General features: G+C 44.6%; 18 protein-coding genes. 6 read left to right on the forward strand and 12 right to left on the reverse strand.

What is annotated here, in order from left to right; all coding sequences use genetic code 11:
- The first annotated feature begins 67 nt into the window (after positions 1-67).
- Together E0F88_RS19690 and E0F88_RS19695 are read left to right on the forward strand one after the other, a co-directional pair.
- Positions 68-742: a response regulator transcription factor gene (locus tag E0F88_RS19690; RefSeq protein ID WP_131959994.1), complete on the forward strand. Its 675-nt coding sequence runs from the start codon at positions 68-70 to the stop codon at positions 740-742.
- A complete protein-coding gene (locus E0F88_RS19695) occupies positions 730-2007 on the forward strand; it encodes a sensor histidine kinase (RefSeq protein WP_131959995.1) in 1278 nt (425 codons plus the stop codon). Before E0F88_RS19690 ends, E0F88_RS19695 begins: the two co-directional genes overlap by 13 nt.
- Positions 2008-2013: 6 nt before the next feature.
- Here E0F88_RS19695 and E0F88_RS19700 read toward each other — a convergent pair whose 3' ends face one another.
- From E0F88_RS19700 to E0F88_RS19740, 9 genes are all read right to left on the reverse strand, one after another.
- Positions 2014-3096, reverse strand: coding sequence for an alkaline phosphatase family protein (locus tag E0F88_RS19700; protein ID WP_131959996.1), 1083 nt, complete (start codon positions 3094-3096; stop codon positions 2014-2016).
- Positions 3097-3166: 70 nt separating this feature from the next.
- Entirely contained in the window at positions 3167-3580 is a 414-nt protein-coding gene (locus E0F88_RS19705; protein ID WP_131959997.1) for an EamA family transporter, read from the reverse strand.
- Between the two features lie 42 nt (positions 3581-3622).
- The gene (locus E0F88_RS19710; RefSeq protein ID WP_131959998.1) at positions 3623-4516 is read right to left on the reverse strand and encodes a hypothetical protein; all 894 of its coding nucleotides are present in this window, start codon (positions 4514-4516) and stop codon (positions 3623-3625) included.
- Positions 4517-4585: 69 nt separating this feature from the next.
- Positions 4586-7696, reverse strand: coding sequence for an efflux RND transporter permease subunit (locus E0F88_RS19715; protein WP_131959999.1), 3111 nt, complete (start codon positions 7694-7696; stop codon positions 4586-4588).
- Positions 7686-8288 carry a phosphatase PAP2 family protein gene (locus E0F88_RS19720; protein ID WP_165940113.1) on the reverse strand — a complete coding sequence of 201 codons (603 nt, stop codon included), beginning with the start codon at positions 8286-8288 and terminating at the stop codon, positions 7686-7688. Before E0F88_RS19720 ends, E0F88_RS19715 begins: the two co-directional genes overlap by 11 nt.
- Positions 8285-8881: a phosphatase PAP2 family protein gene (locus E0F88_RS19725; RefSeq protein WP_082217941.1), complete on the reverse strand. Its 597-nt coding sequence runs from the start codon at positions 8879-8881 to the stop codon at positions 8285-8287. Before E0F88_RS19725 ends, E0F88_RS19720 begins: the two co-directional genes overlap by 4 nt.
- Positions 8878-9801 (reverse strand): efflux RND transporter periplasmic adaptor subunit, encoded by a 924-nt coding sequence (locus tag E0F88_RS19730; protein ID WP_131960001.1) that lies wholly within the window; start codon positions 9799-9801, stop codon positions 8878-8880. The genes E0F88_RS19725 and E0F88_RS19730 overlap by 4 nt, the downstream gene beginning before the upstream one ends.
- A 17-nt stretch (positions 9802-9818) precedes the next feature.
- Positions 9819-11105, reverse strand: coding sequence for a TolC family protein (locus E0F88_RS19735; protein WP_131960002.1), 1287 nt, complete (start codon positions 11103-11105; stop codon positions 9819-9821).
- A gap of 24 nt (positions 11106-11129) precedes the next feature.
- The gene (locus E0F88_RS19740) at positions 11130-11561 is read right to left on the reverse strand and encodes a hypothetical protein (protein WP_131960003.1); all 432 of its coding nucleotides are present in this window, start codon (positions 11559-11561) and stop codon (positions 11130-11132) included.
- 423 nt (positions 11562-11984) lie between these two features.
- Here E0F88_RS19740 and E0F88_RS19745 point away from each other — a divergent pair, with 423 nt between their 5' ends.
- On the forward strand, positions 11985-12281 hold the full coding sequence (locus E0F88_RS19745) for a hypothetical protein (protein WP_131960004.1): 297 nt from the start codon (positions 11985-11987) through the stop codon (positions 12279-12281).
- 47 nt (positions 12282-12328) lie between these two features.
- Positions 12329-12622 (forward strand): helix-turn-helix domain-containing protein, encoded by a 294-nt coding sequence (locus tag E0F88_RS19750; protein ID WP_131960005.1) that lies wholly within the window; start codon positions 12329-12331, stop codon positions 12620-12622.
- 280 nt (positions 12623-12902) lie between these two features.
- On the opposite strand, the gene E0F88_RS19755 is transcribed toward E0F88_RS19750, so the two are convergent.
- Genes E0F88_RS19755 through E0F88_RS19765 form a run of 3 tightly spaced genes read right to left on the reverse strand, consistent with a single transcriptional unit; the run spans position 12903 to position 14872 of the window.
- The gene (locus tag E0F88_RS19755; protein WP_131960006.1) at positions 12903-13208 is read right to left on the reverse strand and encodes a rhodanese-like domain-containing protein; all 306 of its coding nucleotides are present in this window, start codon (positions 13206-13208) and stop codon (positions 12903-12905) included.
- Positions 13209-13211: 3 nt separating this feature from the next.
- Positions 13212-13415 (reverse strand): YgaP family membrane protein, encoded by a 204-nt coding sequence (locus E0F88_RS19760; RefSeq protein ID WP_131960007.1) that lies wholly within the window; start codon positions 13413-13415, stop codon positions 13212-13214.
- A gap of 35 nt (positions 13416-13450) precedes the next feature.
- On the reverse strand, positions 13451-14872 hold the full coding sequence (locus tag E0F88_RS19765) for an MBL fold metallo-hydrolase (RefSeq protein WP_131960008.1): 1422 nt from the start codon (positions 14870-14872) through the stop codon (positions 13451-13453).
- A gap of 302 nt (positions 14873-15174) precedes the next feature.
- On the opposite strand from E0F88_RS19765, the gene E0F88_RS19770 reads away from it, so the two are divergent.
- Positions 15175-16044: an AraC family transcriptional regulator gene (locus E0F88_RS19770; RefSeq protein ID WP_131960009.1), complete on the forward strand. Its 870-nt coding sequence runs from the start codon at positions 15175-15177 to the stop codon at positions 16042-16044.
- Between the two features lie 96 nt (positions 16045-16140).
- A complete protein-coding gene (locus E0F88_RS19775) occupies positions 16141-18009 on the forward strand; it encodes a cytochrome c oxidase subunit I (RefSeq protein ID WP_131960010.1) in 1869 nt (622 codons plus the stop codon).
- Positions 18010-18138 lie beyond the last annotated feature (129 nt).

An 18138-nucleotide genomic window follows, 5' to 3' on the forward strand; every position in this document is an offset into this window, starting at 1 on the left:
CTACCCGGAGTTGTGGATTGGTGGTATTGTCCATGAAAATAGTTGTTAATTAATTATAACTTTCAAAATGAAAGTATTGCTTATAGAAGATGAAGCCGGATTTGCCCACGATGTGAAAACGTATCTGACCAGTAATGATATGACCTGCGAGTGGGCAAATACCATTGAGACAACACTGGAAAATATTTCTCTTTTTGAATATGATTGTATCCTGCTTGACCTGTCGCTGCCGGATGGAAACGGGATGAAAGTGCTCACAGAACTTAGAAAGCAAAACAAGACGGAAGGGGTGATTATCATTTCGGCCAAGGATACCTTGGAAACCCGGCTCGAAGGACTTCAGCTTGGAGCGGATGACTATCTGACCAAGCCTTTTCATTTGTCTGAGCTGCTGGCCAGGATCCAGTCTCTTTTCAGAAGAAAACATTTTGAAGGAAATAATATGCTTCAATTGAATGAGATCCAGATTGATATGATGGCAAAGTCAGTCAAGGTTAATGATCAGCTGGTAGAAATGACAAAAAAAGAATTCGAACTGATCCTGTACCTGATAGCCAACAAAAACAGGATACTTTCCAAATCATCGCTGGCCGAGCATTTATCGGGCGATATGGCCTACATGCTGGATAACCATGATTTCGTCTATACACATATGAAGAACTTAAAGAAAAAACTAATTAGTGCCGGTTCAAAAGATTACATCAAAACGGTCTACGGGCTTGGTTATCAATGGGTAATGTAAAGCGTAAACTTTTGCATCAAACGCTGAGAGGGTATGGTCTGTATGCTGTGCTGATTCTTTTACTGAGTACTCCGTTTTTCTATTTCTTGATACAAAAGCTGCATCTGGACGATGTGGATGAAGGCTTGGTGCTCAGAGCTGATGAGTTTAAAATGCATATATTACCAGGCCTGAATGCATCGGAGATCGATCAGTGGAACCGCTTTAACAGGGATATGAAAATCCTGAAAGAACCTGTTATTAAGGGCGATTCGCTGTCTTTTCAGTTTTATTATGACAGTCTGATCACAGAACTGGAACCCTACCGGGTCTTGTTGTCGCCGGTCAAAATAGGTAACCTTCCCTACACCTTGTCGGTCAAAAATGATTTGATAGAATCGGAGGATTTGATTATGAGTCTTGCCTTGCTTTACAGCGGTCTATTGGTCGTGCTTCTGGCGGGCCTGTTCTATATCACAAAATATTATTCAAACCGGCTTTGGCTCCCTTTTTATAATACCCTGGATTCGATTGAGCAGTACGAAATTGATAAAACCCACAAACCTGATCTGCCGGATCCTGCCATTGAAGAGTTTTCAAGGCTTAACCAGTCCGTCCAGAACCTGATCGATCGTAGTAAAGTAACCTATGAAAACCAGCAGGAATTCATTGAAAATGCAGCACATGAACTTCAGACACCCCTGGCTGTGCTGCATGCAAAGCTTGATAGTTTTTTACAGCTGCCAGACCTGACAGCCAGCCAGCTGGCGGCGCTGTCTCCGTTGTACGATTTACTGGCCCGGTTAAACCGGTTGAATAAAAATCTGCTTCTTTTATCAAAAATTGACCATCAATCCTATCACACAGCCGAACGTTTTGATCTTGCCTTGGTCGTTGAAAAAACAATCGATTTTTTCGAGGATCAGGCCACAGAAAAAAATATCCGGTTTGAGCATGTTAAACTGGAAAGTCACTGGGTCGTATATAATATGGCGCTCGTTGAAATTCTTGTCAGTAACCTGCTTTTGAATGCGCTCACCCATAACCGGGAGTATGGTGTAATTCATATCGAATTAAAAGGCTCAACACTGATCATCAGCAACACGGGGGCAACCAGCACAGTCTTGGCTGCTGACAAGCTCTTTCAACGCTTCGCCAAAACTGGTAACGCTTCAAAAGGAAACGGCCTTGGGCTTGCCATCGTAAAAAAGATAACGGATCTGTACGGTTGGAAGATTGGCTATTCTTTTGAAGATGGTCTTCACTGTTTTAAGGTGCGTTTTTAGGTTAGCTTATTTGGCTATGACCGGCAGCGGTTGCATCACAGGATGATTTGCTTTAAACTGTTTGCCTGCCAGTTTTGCAATGGTGGCTGCAATTTGGCCCTGGTAGTACTGCGCTTTCAGAGTGCTTTCTCCCTGGAAATTAATGGAAGGACCTATTAAGGCAATCCAGATTTGATCTGAACCATCGACTTGCCTTCCATGGTCTTTCCATAATCCCAGTTTGGCCTGGCCCCGGCCATGATCCGTGGTGATGATCAGCGTCGTTTTGCCCGCATAAAAAGGATCGGACTCAATATGTTCCCAAAGCTCTTTGATCCAGGCGTCCGATTTATGTGCGGCATCCAGGTAAAAGTCGTAGAGCCCGCCATGGGCAAACTCGTCAGTGTCCCCAAAACCGAAATGAATCAACTTGGGCTTGTTGATTTTCATGTATTCGAGTCCGATTCGGAATGTGGCCACATCCAGCCTTTCGCTGCCATGGAACAGGTCTGGCAGTTCATGTTGCAAACGGTTCAGGGCGATCTGCTTTTCGGTCAGCTTGCCAGGCAAATCCCTGAAACCATCGTTAACCAGAAAGCCGCTGCGTTTTTCATTGAAAATGGAAGAGAAAACATCCCAGGATGCAAATGATGCTGTTTTGCCTTTAAATTCAGGCAACTTGTTAAGAAACTCGAACACGTTTTCATTTTTGTTTGGGATCTTTGCATTTGAATTTACCGTGGAGTCGGCAAAACCTGTAAAAATCTCATTGTAACCGGGGTAAGAAAACCAGTGTGGGTTGGATACATTCACCTGACTGCCGAGCGTGCGGTTACCCAGTAAGACTCCTTTTGAAACGATCCGGGTCCACATAAAGGGCATCAACTTTTCTCTTCTTACTTTTGATGAACCGGCCCAGAACTTGCCTTGGATGTAACGGGTATTATAACCGGCAGCCTTGTCAAATGTCAAAAGGCTGTCTGCGCCATTAAATAGCTCCTGCCATCTCAGCCCGTCAAGGGTCACGACAACAACGTTACCGGGTGTTTTTTGTGCCGATGCAAGCGTGCTTACTGCGGCTAACAGAACAAAAAAGATGATTTTTTTCATTGATATATTCTCTGGTTAGGATTTAGTAAAAATAGCTTAGATCAGCCAGTGGGCGGTATGCTTCACAATTTTATAATATCAGAACCAAAGTGCCTCCAACGATTAAAAGAGCGCCGATGGCTGCTTTCAGGGTTAATGCCTCTTTCAGGATCAGAACCGAAAGCAGAATGGTTAAGGCGACACTGAGTTTATCCACTGGGGCCACTTGTGATACTTTTCCAATTTGAAGCGCCTTATAATAAAATATCCACGAAAGACCGGTGGCCAGCCCGGATAAGACAAGAAAGATCAGGGTGTACTTTGAAAGTTCATTAATGCCCTTGAGTTCACCTCGGGAGAATACAATTCCCCAGGCAACGATCAAAACAACTACCGTACGGATGGCTGTGGCCAGATCAGAATTGACCCCCGTGACACCGACTTTAGCCAGTATGGCTGTTAGAGAAGCAAAAAAAGCTGATAATAAGGCATACGTCCACCACATATTATTTATAAATTTAATTGGCTAATCATTTAATGCAAGCTCTTATTTGCGCTGATATGCATACAAATGAACCGGTAGTTTCTTGTCACTTTCTTCGCTCAGGGTAAGGTAAGCAGATGCATTTTTTGTGAAGGTCAATGCTTCTCCCTGAGCTTCTAGCGAGTAGGGAAGAATCGAAGCGGGACGCACAAGTGCCTGAGCAATCGTCTCATTGCCTTTAAGTCGCCAGTGATAGATATGCAGGTAACTTTTAATGATAATCTGTGAATTATCCAGCGAGACGTTGCCATCGGTGATGTAGGAGCCTACATCGGTTCCTGGGGAAAAGGGCATTTCGGCTATAAATTCAGCTGTTAGGAGCCGGTCGTACACTTGTGGGAAAGCCAGTCGGTAGAGCCGCTTTTTGTTTTCCCTTTTGGAAAGTATATAAATATCTTTGCTTTGGTGATCGATAAGTAAACATTCTGCATCGCGCGGGCCATCCGGGTATTGAAATATAATTTTTTGGGCCCTGTCCGTGCTTGCCACTCCATCAGCAGGCTCTGCAATGCGGTAAATACAGTAGTCCCCATACGTATTGTCATTATCTCCAATATCTCCGATGTAAAGAAAGGTGCCTTCGGGAAAAGTAGTCATGGCGATGGCCTCCCAGTCGCGGTTGACCCCGCCTTCCACAGTTACTGATCTGGTCCCCTTCCCCAGACTGTCAATGGCAAAAATCCGGTTTGTATCCCCTGAATCGTTGTGGGTCCAAAAAACATTGCTGCTTAAACCGCTGGTCACAATCCCGGAAGCTTCGCTGATCTGAATATTTTCAATAACGCCCCTATCAAGAGCTGTTGAAAAAGAATCTGATTGGGAACCGGAGCTGACCGGGTCTTTTTTACAGGAGATAAAAAGTACCAACAGGCAAATTTTGCAAAGTGATCTTTTCATAGGGAAACAATGTTTGAGATGATTGCAGCGATGCCTGGCGCACGATTGTGTACGTCAGGCATCAACAATTTATTTATCAGTCAGCTGCTTTCTGTAAATCAGCCGCATAAAGGTTGGAAATACCAGCAACAGCATGGGAAGCCCGAAAACAAATCCCCCAATAACCGCCACGGCCAAAGGCTGCTGCATCTGCGCGCCCAATCCGAGTCCCAAGGCAAGTGGCATTAGGGCGAGAATAGCGCCAATCGCTGTCATGAGCTTTGGCCGGATCCGCAGCGCAATTGCATAATTAATCGATTCGTCAAGTTCACCGGACTGCGCCATATTCGCACGGAACTGGGCTACGGTAAAAATGGCATTTTCGGCCAGGATACCTACGATCATGATGATGCCGGTGTAACTGCTGACATTGAGAGGAATATTGGTTAAATACAATCCGGTAATACATCCGCAAATCCCCATTAACGAAATAAATAACAACAAAAACGAGAGCAGCCATTCCTTGAAAAGAAACATAAATACCCCAAAAACGAGCAGGGAAGCAAGTACCAAAATCAACAGCAGCTCCTTGAAGGATTGTTGTTGTTCAGAATAGGCGCCCCCGTACGCGATAGTGTATCCTTTTGGAAGAGCGAGCTTGCTCGTCAGCTCTTTTTGTATCTCTAAAATGGCGCTTCCTAAATCCCGGTTGTTCAAACGGGCGGTTAGCACGACTGCCGATTTAAGGTTTTCACGGCGCTGCTCGGTCTCATCGGAAACAATCTGAACTTTACTGAAAAAGGTAAGCGGACGGGTTGTTCCATCCGGAAGAAAAATCAACTGGTTTTTAATATGCTCCAGATCGTTAACTTTCAATTCAGCGAAGCGCATCACAATCCGCCGCATCTGTTCTCCGTCCTGCATCTGGCCCACCTGGATGCCCGCCGTCATGGCTGCCTGTGCCGGAGAAGGTACTGGCTGGTTGGCATTAATCCCCAGTGTGACTCCACCGGTATAGGCGGCCAGTTGGTTTTGAAAATCCAGCAGCGAGATTTTATATTGGGCAAGAAGCGCCTGGTCAGGGGTAAAAACTAAGGTCGGGCCGGCGACTCTGAGACCATCGTTAATATCTTCCAAACCGTTGATCTTTGAAATGATACCTGCGGCCTGCTGTGAGATTTTTTGGAGCGTAGCGTAATCATCACCAAAGAATTTGACTTCAATGGGCTGCGGTGTACTCATCAAATCCCCGAGAAGATCCGCAATCCGCTGTCCGAAAGAAATGTTAAGTACAGGTTGCTGTGAACTGATTTGTTTTCGCAGCTCATCGATCACATCCACCGTCTTTTTGGTCCGCACCTTTTTCAACTGAATAGAATAGTCCCCGTAATTCTGCGGTACGGTGCTAAATGACATCCGTATGCCGGTCCTTCGGCTGTACGTTTCCACGTCGGGATGGGCAATGATCGTTTTTTCTACCTGCCGAAGTACACGGTCTGTTTCAGGAAGCGAGGTACCCGCAGGCATAAAATAGTCAAGCACGATCGTGCCTTCATCCAGATCCGGCAGAAAACCCGTTTCGAGCTTTCCATAGCTCCACCAGCCGCATAACATGAAAACGATCACCAGCAGGGTTGCCACAATGGGTTTATTAAAAAACCAGGTGAGCCACCTTAGATTTTTCATTTGCTGCTGACCAGTAACATGATGAGATTTTTTAGGCTCTTTAAAGCCGATCAGCATATGAAAGACAGGTAAAAGCAGCCAGGTAACCAGAAAGGACGTAACCATTGTCAGCTGCATGGTATCAGACAGTTCCCGAAAGAAGCTTCCGGCCAGTCCGCTCATCAGCCGGAACGGAAAGTGGATCACGATCGTGGCCAGAGAGGAGCCGACCATCGCAGGAAATAGTTCGTGAATAGCCTCTTTAACGACGCTAAACCGGTCCTTACCGGGATGGTCTTCGTGCTTTCGGTATATCTGTTCAATAATAACAATGGCATCATCAATAATAAGTCCGATAGAGGCCGCGATTGCTCCCAGCGACATGATGTTGATCGATATGCCGGCCAGATAAAGTACCAGCATGGTAAAACCCAGCGTAACAGGAATGGTTAACATCACAGCAAGACTCGCCCGCCAGGAGCGAAGAAATACGATCATAACCAAAATGGCAAGAAATAATCCTTCATAGATCGTCTTAATTACACTATCTATGCTATCTCCTACAAAAGAGGCCTGGTTGTAATAGGGTTTTAACACCATGCCTTGGGGAAGCTGTTTTTGAATTTCTGCCGCCTTCTGAGAACATTCTTTGGCAAAATCGATCAGATTAATACCCGGCTGCTTGATCAGGTCAATGAGCACAGCATCATGGCCGTTGGCATTGACAATCAAAAATTCCACCTGCTCTTTCACTTCGACTTTCGCAAGATCTTTTAGTTTTACCAGCCGGCTTCCGTCGTTTTTAATTACCAGGTTTTCAAGCTCTGTCACATCAACTAACCTGACATCCGTTAGCGACAGATAAAGACGGTTCAGGTCTTCTACCGGTCCATTGGAAAGCACATAGTTACTGTTATTGAAAACCAGGCTGATCATCGAAGGTGTAATGCCCAGCAGCGACATTTTAACAGGATCCGTTGTGATGACAAACTCTTTGTTTTTCCCGCCCCTGACAACCACGTTGGAAATTCCCCGAACCTGAGAGAATAAAGGCCGAACGATCAGGTTCGCCTTATCGCGAAGGGCGACCAGACTGTGTTTTTTACTCTCCAGGGTATATCCATAAACTGGAAATACAGATTGATTCATGGCTTCGGCAGCAATGCTGACTCCAGCGGGCAGAAAGTTTTTAATTTCATTGATCCGGCTTTCTACCTGGGTTTTTGCGCCATAGACATCGGTGTTCCAATCAAAGAACACGTCTATGACACAGCTGCCGCGGCTGGTAGAGCTTTTTACGACCTGAACACCTTTTACTTTCTTGACCGCACTTTCCAAAGGTTTGGTTACCGTGATCATCATACGGTCAATGGGCTGCTGTCCGGCATCGGCAATCAGGGTGATCCTTGGAAACACTACTTCGGGAAACAGGTTCGTTTCCATTTGGGTATAAGAAAAAATACCTGCCATCGTCAGCAACAAACCGATAAACAGAATGGGTTTGCTGAATATCTGAAGATAATTTTTATTCTCCATGGGTTTGGCCGGTTATGGATCCGGCGTTAAAAAAATGAGCAGTTAAACGAAAATAAATGCTGGACGCTCCACAGGAAAGCAGTGGGCTGATCATCAGTGGAACCAGTACATCCGAAGGGAAATGGACTCCCAGATAAACACGGCTGTAAGCCACCAGAAATGCCCAGGTAAGCATGATCAGTGCAGTCATTGTCACTTGTTTTCGGGCCGTGAAAATCATATAAAAACTCAGCGAGAAAACATTCATCGCATGTGATGAGACAAAACCATACTTACCGCCCCGGTACTGGTTCACGTAATGCAGCATATGTTCAATGCCAGGTGTATGACTGGGTCGGAGCCGGTGAAAGATGGGTTTAATTACCGAGGAAGCCAGCTGATCGCTGATCAGTATCAATAGGGCTGCAACAAAAAGATGAACAATGGCCTTTCTTCCCAGATCTTTGATCCAAAGAATAATAATCAAAAGATAAAAAGGTACCCAGGCAATTCTGCTGCTTACCGTCCACATGATACGGTCCAGTAGTGGTGCGTGGGCTGCATTGATTTTAATCAGCCAGGCCATGTCCAGGTAATTGAATATTTCTGTCATTTGCGCCGGGCAGCTAACCGCTGATTTATTTTGTAACATAAATAAGAGGTGCCTGCTCCGATGATTGCACCGGCCAGTACATCTGTCGGATAATGCACCCCAAGGTCTACACGTGAATACGCAACTGAGGACGCCCACAGGTAGGCAGGGGCGATCACATACCATTTGGGACAGATCAGACTGACCGATGTTGCCAAAGCAAATGCATCGGTGGTGTGCCCGGAGGGGAAAGAAGGGCTGCCGCCTTGCGTAGCCTTTTGAATAAATGCGTATGTCACAAAAGGACGGTCTCGGTGAACCAAATATTTAAGGGCATCGGTCACTACCGAAGCAGAAATCACCGAGACTCCGATGTAAATCGCGTTTCTTTTTAAAAGAGAATCTTTCTTTAATAATCCCAGGCCAAGCATTGCGATCGGAATGCCCAAACTTACAGGAGCCGCAGAATTTGTTATTCCCCGGAAAAAGCCATCTGTACCCGTGTTCCGGTGCAGGTTTACAAACTTCAACAGGTTGATATCTGCATTTTGTGCATACGCTGTTTTGAGCAGCATCAGGGAGAGCAAAAAGAGAACAAAAAGTGATTTTTTCATTTAGAGATGCTGATTTGGGCTGTATCGGGTAATCCGTAGCTTCCCGAGCTGATAATCCGGTCCGATAGCGAGAATTTAGGAGAGATGATTTCGACGTTTTCGCTGTTTCTGTTTCCGATCTGAATGGGTACTTTAACGGCGGTGCTGTCATTAATGAGTTTCATGACCCAGTATTCGCTCATCATTTCATCGGTTAATACCGCTGATTTTGGAAATACCTGCTTGCCGGTCGAACTGGATTTGGACACCATCACTTTTACGATCATGTTTTCGGGAAGAAACAGGCTTTGTTTTGTTTTGGCCAGAATCGTCTGTGTCTGTGCCAAGACATTCATCGCTGTAAGCGCCGTTGAAAAAGTGCCCGGGTAAGATTTATTATCCGGCAGGATGATTGTACAGCTCTTACCCGTTTTGGCAAAAGCGGCATATTCAAAGGGAACATTGACCATAAAGGCCAGATCACTGCTTTCAGCGATCGTGCACAGAGGACCACCTTCCAAAACGTAATCGCCCGGCTGCTGTTTGTCCAGAGTACTGATAACCCCTGATGCAGATGCCCGGACCTTGATGATGCCAAAGCCTGAAAGGGTAGAATCAATCTTGACGGCTTCTGTTCCTAGCGCCCTGCTTTCTTTTGATTGCAGGATGTAGAGAATATCACCTTTAATGACCTTATCACCCAGTTTTACGTTGACACCCGTGATAAAGGCGGGGATCGGGGCAGTCACAATGTTTCTTTTCAGGTAGTAGGTGGTAGCAAATAAGGTCAAATCATCGGAAATGGAACCTTGCCGCACATGAATAACTTTGACCTGAGCTTTGGGTGCAGACTCTGTCTGGGCAGCATCAGGTTTGGTTGCCGGAGTACAGCTATCTGTCAAAAAAGGTAAAACCAGGAAGAACAAAAGAATACGTTTCATAATAGTTAAATTGGGTTTTACCAGTTCCAGTAATTGTAAGCGTTTATCAGTATCTGCTTTTGGGCAGAGAGCAGCGCATAATCCCGCTGGATAATCGCCCTGTTTTTCAGAGTTGTCAGGTAGATAATGATTGAGAGCTGACCTGTTAAAATCTCCTTTTTGTAAGTGTTTAAAAGCGTTTCGTATTCGGCAAGTTGCTGTTGGGCAAGGCTTTCTCTGAGGCCGTAAGAGCCGAGTTCTGCAAGGATCTTCGCTTTCCTGACTGTATTTTGATTGATGAAATTTTGCCTGGAAAAGGAAACTGATTTTTGTAGCACCTGGGTTTTATTTCTGGTAATGCCCTTTTGGTGGCCATCAAAAAGGGGGTAAACAAGCGTAAGCCCGACACTGGCTCCCAGACGCCGGGGGATAGTCGGAGCATAAATGGCATTGAGTCCGGCATTTGCATTCAGGTTGAGCTGCGGTTTGTATTTGAGCTCAAACACATTTTGCAGTGCGGCCAGGTTAGCACTATCTAATTTGTATTTTTCCAGAAATACTGAGTTTTCAGCCTCGCGCGCGAGTTGCAAATTTATTGGTTGAAGATTAACCAAAGTCGTGTCGTTGATACCACTCAACACGTTCAGGTCCATCAGGTCTCTTCGGTAACTTGCCCGGAAAGCAGCCAGCTGCGCCAGCATATTTTCGTATTCAAGATTCAGAAGGCTTAAATCGGATTGTTTGTAAATACTTGATTCCACAAGTTTTCGAACCAAAGCCCGCTGCTGCGGAAGCATCTGGGAAAGTTGATCCAGATAACGGATTTGCTCTAAATCCTGCTGGCACAAAATGTACTGATCTGTAACCAGTTTTTCCACGTCATGCCCTGACAGGGCAACCAGATTCTGGTTGATCTGCGCACTGACCTTAAACTGCTCACCTGCAATCCGGGCACGCGGCTCGTTAAACAGCGGCTGTGTAAGCGTAAGCTGGGCAAGGTACTGACCGCCGTTAGACGCCCCGATATCGTAACCGAAATACCGGTTCGCACTATTCGAATTGGGTTCGAACCGGGTATGGCCGTTATCGGAGGATACAATCGGAGCAAAAAGGTAGGTGGCAACAACACCGATTTGAGGTTTGGTGTAAAAAGCTTTCAACCGCTCAACCTCTATCAGGTTCGCTCTACCAAGATTGACATTGTCGTTGACCAGCGGGCTATTTTCTCTGGCTCTGCTCGTGTAATAGGTCAGGTCGCGTTGCGCAGAAAGCGGATGTAAGCTTCCCAGAAAACTAATTACCAATAAATATTTGAAAAAAGACATAAACTGGATCAGGTTAGGAAGGCATCAGTCGGGTTCTTCTGCTATGAAATTTCCGGCGGTATCGAAGATGAGCTCTTTTCCGGTAATCTGGATTTCATACGTCGTATCCCCAGCGGTCTTGACAATTTTCTCACAACGAAGAATTCTTTCCTTAGGATAGTTAGCCGTTATATATCCCTTAACAGCTTTAAGATTGGGTAGTCGGTTCTCAGCCAGTATTAGCTCAGTTTCAGTAACGGTATTATTCATATCGAATGAAACAGCTCCTTTTTCAGCTCCTTCGGAATATTTCGCTTCCCAGATCGGGGATTCATCATTCCATTGTTCAATGAATGCGTTTGGATGTAGGGTCTTAAAGGCTTCAACCGTTTTTTCGGGAGGAGTTGTACCTTGTTTTTTTTCGGTACAGGCAGCCAAAATTACGAAGGCAAGCAGTGGCAACGTTTTGTTTTTCATGTTTTGCGATCATTAAGTTGTCACAAAACTCAGAGGCAATTTTGAGGAATTTCTGTTTGTGGAAATGAAGTGACGAAACATTCAGAATTTTCCTTCAAAGAAATTGCTGAACTGATTAGAGTATGATTGATCAGTTATATTTGAATAGGTCAGAGAATAAAGGGCTAGATTAAAAGATTGCACCGTAGCGGTCGCTATATTTTTAGTTCTAAGACATAATTATACACGGTTCCGTAAGCTATTGGAGAATCCGGATGTCTTGACCACGTGATTACGTGGCAAATTGACCACCAACAGACAATTGTTTATCAATAGTTAAAGAGATATAAATCAATTATTTAGCTTGGGCAATTTCAACCGAACCGACATGTCCTTAATTTCCGAATTGTGGTGATCTGTGGCTCTGAATTCTCCAGTCAGCCAGTGAAATCCAGCGAGCTGAGCACGCTGGCTGATTTTTTCAAGGCCATCGAAAAAGCCCCCAGGTTCTGCAGTACACATATTGGCGTGTATGCATCCCTGCTCAACTACTGGAATGAGCAGGGCAGGATCAGCCCGATCCGGGTTTTCAGTCATCAAATGATCGGGCTGGCTAAGTTGTCCTGCCGCGATACGTATTTTAAGTATGTCGGTGAGCTTAGCGAATATGGATATATCCGGTATGAGCGTTCCTTTAACCGAAACAGGCCAAGTGAGATCTATTTTATTTGTGGCATATGATATGAAAAGGGATTAAGGATGAAGTAAACCAAAACCACTGAAAAACGATGGATGAGCTTGGAAAGATAAATCCGTTTCAGATCCTGGCAAAAAGCCTGACAAGAATTGAGCACATGCTGGTTTGTCTGCTGGAGAACACCGATGTGAATCCTGCATCTATATCACCGCAGCAACCAGAGCTGTTAAGCATCACAGAAGGTGCCCGGTTTCTGGGACTAAGTAAACAGGCTGTTTACCGTCATATCGGAAAAATACCACATTATAAAAGAAACGGGCGGCTTTACTTCAAGCGCCAGGAGCTGGTTGAATATGTTGGGGAAGTCGCTATGTATCGAACGTAGATCTGCGGTTAAATAAGAGGTCAAATGCGGCTTGTTATAGACAGGTAACCATTATACGGCAATTCAGGAATCTGTGACTGGTTATTCTTTAAATTATATTCATTTTTTATAGATCCGATGTAAACTTTAAAGCATCCCTCTCTGAAATTAGTCTCGTTGGCTCCAATGTTGTAATATAAATTATGTGATATGACTAGCTTCATGGTACAGTAAAGCCGTTAGGTGGCCCGGAGACAGACGGGCCACGGGGGGATTATTTCGTTATCACATACTTTGCTGTTTAGATTTTCTGTTTGAGACTGTCCCATGCTCCGCCATTGTGTGCATCGACACCGGCGGATTTCAGTATGCCCACGGCCATGCCGCTTCTTGCGCCACTGCGGCAGCAGGTGATCACCGGCTTTCCTTTTTTGAGCAGCATATCTGCTTTTGCTCCGATCTGATCCAGCGGAATATTGGTACTTCCCGTGATATGCCCGCTGGCAAACTCCTGTGGGGAGCGGACGTCAACTACGACAGCGCCTTGCTCCATCAGCGTCTTGAAGTCTGTATCTTTTAATCCGAATAATGATGACAGGATTCCCATAAGTTATTTTTTTCTTTTTGTAGATATACCCAGAATAGTGTAAAGCGGACAATAATTTATCAATGAAGTCAAAAGCAACACTGCCCCGACTGCAATCAGTGCGATTCCCATTATGCCGGATGTTACACCTGTAAAATATAGCACCGCAGCACCTACCGCCAATAACACACGTACTATTTTATCCGTACTTCCTAAGTTCGACTTCATGACAACCGGGTTTAATGATTTCAATAAAGATTTTTTTACAACATGGTACTTGGACACACGTACTCGCTTACCTGCACAAGACCGGAGTCTTTAATGGCTTTAAAACCTCCCTGCACATCAATCAGATTGTCGTATCCTCTGGATTTGAGAATGGAATTGAATATCATTGACCGGTAGCCTCCTGCACAGTGAACCAGGTAGGTTTTGTATTTGCTGATCTCCGTGAAGTGATCATTCAGATAATCCAATGGTATATTTTCCGAGCCGACTACATGCTCAGAAAAATGCTCACTTGCCTTACGTACATCAAGCACAGTCAGGGAAGGGTTATTTTTTATCCGCTCCGCCATTTCAGTGGCAGTGACGGACTCGATCTGATCGATTTCCTTCCCCGCATTTTTCCAGGCTTCAAAACCACCTTTCAGATGCCCGATCGTGTAATCATACCCAACGCGAGCCAATCTGGTGACGACCTCTTCTTCCCGGCCTTCGTCGGTGATTACCAGTATTTTCTGTTTGATATCAGGAATCATCGCACCAACCCAGGGAGCAAAATTTCCGTCAATGCCGATATTAATTGAATTTGGGATAAAACCCTGGGCGAACATCCGCGCTTCGCGGGTATCAAGCATAACTGCATCAGTTTCGTTGGCCGCTGCTTCAAAGGCATGGGGATCAAGCGCATGGTTTCCGCGTTCGAGTACTGTGTCAATACTGTCATATCCCCGGATGTTCATCATTACGTTTTCCGGGAAATACGCAGGCGGCGGCATCAGCCCATCGGTTATTTCTTTTACAAACTCCTGTTCAGTCATATCAGCACGTAAAGCATAATTAAACAACTTTTGGTTGCCCAGTGTATCGGTTGTTTCTTTGCTCATATTTTTACCACATGCACTACCGGCGCCATGCGCAGGATATACAATGATATCGTCGTGAAGAGGCATGATTTTGGTCCGCAGGGAAGTAAATAAATGCCGGGCTAATTTGTCCTGGGTTAGCTCTGCCACTACTTTTTGTGCCAGATCCGGGCGTCCTACATCTCCTATAAATAAAGTATCACCTGTGAAAATGGCTGTATCTTTTCCGTTTTCATCAGTGAGCAAAAAACAGGTGCTTTCCATCGTGTGACCGGGAGTATGCAGAACTTTTAGCGTAATATTACCAACTTTCAATATTTCGCCATCCTGAGCCACATGGGCTGCAAAAGCTGGTTTAGCAGTTGGTCCAAATACAATCTCTGCACCGGTTTTCTCTGCCAGATCAATGTGACCAGAAACAAAATCAGCATGGAAGTGCGTTTCAAGCACATACTTGATCCGGGCCCCATCTTTTTCGGCACGGGTAATATAAGGTTCTACTTCGCGAAGCGGGTCAATCACGACTGCCTCTCCATTGCTTTCAATATAATATGCGCCTTGTGCAAGGCAGCCTGTATAAATTTGTTCGATTCGCATAGCCTTTTTGATTTTGATTTTCTAAATGAACAATACAAATTTCGCAAGAAGTCAGAGCTCCGTCAGTGATAATTGTCACGTAGGGAAGAAATTCTTTACCCCAAACGAACCTTGCCGTTTATCGGCAGGTGATGCTCAAATAACGCTATGTGCACATTCATCATTTTAAGGAGGATGTATTTATGGATAATGAGCCTTGTAACTAGCATTCAATGTGACAAAAGTCACGAACAATTACATCCCGGATACTATAATTTGCAATCTCACAGATACGGGCCACAAGCTACATCTTATGTTAGGATATGGAAAAATCAAAAAATAAGTTACCGGTATTTTGTCTTGGCATGTATCCTGCCTGCCGGGAGAACGAGCCATTTTATATGATTAAGCTTGAAGAATTGTCAAAAAGCGTAAAAGGTGTTGATCGGGCACATTCCCATTCTTTTTATATGCTGATGATTGTCCTGAATGGTTCTGGTAAGCACCATATCGATCTTCATAGCTATGATATTGAAAAAGGTCAGGTATATTTTCTGAGTCCGGGCCAGGTCCATAGCTGGGAACTGAGTGATGACATTGCAGGATACAGCCTCTTTTTTGAAAGTAATTTTCTTACCAATCAGTATCCTGAGCGCCTTTATACCTATTCTTTTTTTAATTCAAAGGGCCGGTCTCCGCTTATAGAGCTGGAAGATGAGGCGGAATTAATTTCACTATTGTTTCACCAGGCTTACAGTGAATTTGAAAACCATCAGGCGCGTAGAAATCAGGTTATTTTATCTTTCCTTAACATACTGTTGGAAAAGGCAGACCGTATCTATCTTAGACAATTTTCGGATCATACATACCTCCCGGGGCATGCGCTTGTGCAGCGTTACGAACAGGAAATTGATCGGCATTATCGAAGTCATAAAGAGGTAATGTACTATGCTGGACTTTTGAGTGTTTCGCCAAACCATCTTAATTTCCTTTGCAAGAGCGTCTTGGGTAAAACCGCAAGCCAGCTGATTTATGAAAGAATAGGAATGGAAGCGCAGCGCTTACTGGTTCATACCGGAGTAGCAATTAAAGAAGTTGCCACAGCGCTTAATTTTGAAGACCCGTCTTATTTTAACCGTTTTTTCAAAAAGCAGTTTGGTATGTCTCCTTCTGAGTTCAAACAAATTTCATGATATCGTTGATCTGTCCCGATGATGCCCTGATTTTACTATATGATCACGGTACTCTGCCAGGTAATTTTGACCTCTCTTTAACCGATAAGTCAAAAAATGGAGAATCCAGACAACATTCCCGTAAGTGCTCAGATAACAGATCACCAAACCGAACATAGCCAGAGCTTTTGGACGAAATATATTTTCAGCACAGACCATAAGGTCATTGCCAAGCAGTTCCTTTTTTCCGGAATTTTCTGGGCACTGATTGGAGGCGCTGCTTCTATGGTCATCAGACTCCAGTTAGGTTTTCCTACAATGAATCTGGGGTGGCTAAGACCAGTTTTAGGGAAATGGATTAGCGACGGCGGGAAACTTGATCCCTCTATGTATTTGGGACTGGTAACAATGCATGGAGCTATTATGATGTTTTTCGTTCTGACGGCAGGGTTGAGCGGGACATTCAGTAATCTTCTTATCCCGCTGCAAATCGGAGCACGCGACATGGCTTCCGGGTTTATGAACATGCTTTCCTACTGGTTTTTCTTTGCGGCCAGCGTTGTCTTATTTTCTTCTTTTTTTCTTCAGACAGGTCCCGCTATGGGAGGGTGGACGGTTTACCCACCTTTAAGCGCGATGCCGCAGGCCATTTCAGGCTCAGGCATGGGGATGTCTCTTTATCTTCTATCGTTCGCTCTCTTTGTGATTTCAACTCTTTTGGGATCCATAAATTATATTACGACCGTCATAAATCTGAGAACAAGGGGAATGTCTTTTAATCGGTTACCGCTGACAATATGGTCTTTTTTAATTACGGCTGTTATAGGATTGATGTCCTTTCCTGTTTTGTTATCTGCGTTTTTACTTCTTTTCATGGACCGAAGTTTTGGGACAAGTTTTTTTCTTTCGGACATATATATCAATGGACAAGCATTACCTAATGTGGGAGGATCTCCGATATTGTATCAGCATTTGTTCTGGTTTCTTGGTCATCCCGAGGTTTATATTATTTTTCTGCCTGCACTTGGGCTTACGTCTGATATCATTGCGACCAATTCGCGAAAGCCGATTTTTGGGTACAGGGCGATGATCGCCTCGATGATGGCCATCATGTTTTTATCGTTTATTGTCTGGGCTCACCATATGTTTGTAACCGGGATGAACCCATTTCTTGGATCCGTATTCATGTTTCTGACACTTATCATCGCGGTCCCGTCCGCAGTGAAGGGATTCAATTACATTACGACGCTGTGGCGTGGGAATATTATTTTTACGCCAGCGATGTTATTTTCCATAGGCATGGTATCATTCCTGTTTTCGGGAGGTGTCACAGGTGCAATACTTGGAAACTCGGCACTGGACATACAGCTGCACGATACTTATTTTGTTGTAGCTCATTTTCACCTGATCATGGGGTCTGCGTCTTTCTTTGGCATGATGGCAGGTATCTATCACTGGTTTCCAAAGATGTTTGGCCGGATGATGAACAGAACACTGGGCCAGATTCATTTCTGGATTACTTTTGTTGGTGTCTACATGACTTTTATTCCGATGCATTATTTGGGCATAGCCGGATTTCCGCGCCGTTATTATGCATTTACCAGCTATGATTTCACGACGAAATTTGTTGATATGAATGCCTTTATCAGTGTGGCCGCCATTCTGACTTTTATAGCACAGTTTATTTTTCTGTTCAATTTTATCAAAAGCATCTTCCTGGGAAAGAAGGCATCGCTAAACCCATGGAACTCGAATACATTGGAGTGGACTACGCCATTGTTGCCAGGTCATGGAAACTGGCCTGGAAAAATTCCCTTTGTTTACCGTTGGCCGTACGATTATAGTAAGCCTGGCGCCGAGCAGGATTTTATCCCGCAAAACATCCCTTACTCTCAGACGCCAGGTTCAAACTTTCCTCATGAAAACGAGTTGATCAGCACACAGGAGCCGTTGATTACTAATTTTGTGACGAAAGAAGAACATTAGAGGTTGGTTTTATATTTTATTCGAGATATCCGGAGAGCACTTTTGTCGCCTTCGGATATTTTGTTTTATCCATGTTCTGGCGCGCCGGCTATAATAAATGGCCTATGTGACAAAAGTCACCTTATCGAA

The sequence above is a fragment of the Dyadobacter psychrotolerans genome (genome assembly GCF_004349265.1).
GTDB lineage: Bacteria > Bacteroidota > Bacteroidia > Cytophagales > Spirosomataceae > Dyadobacter > Dyadobacter psychrotolerans.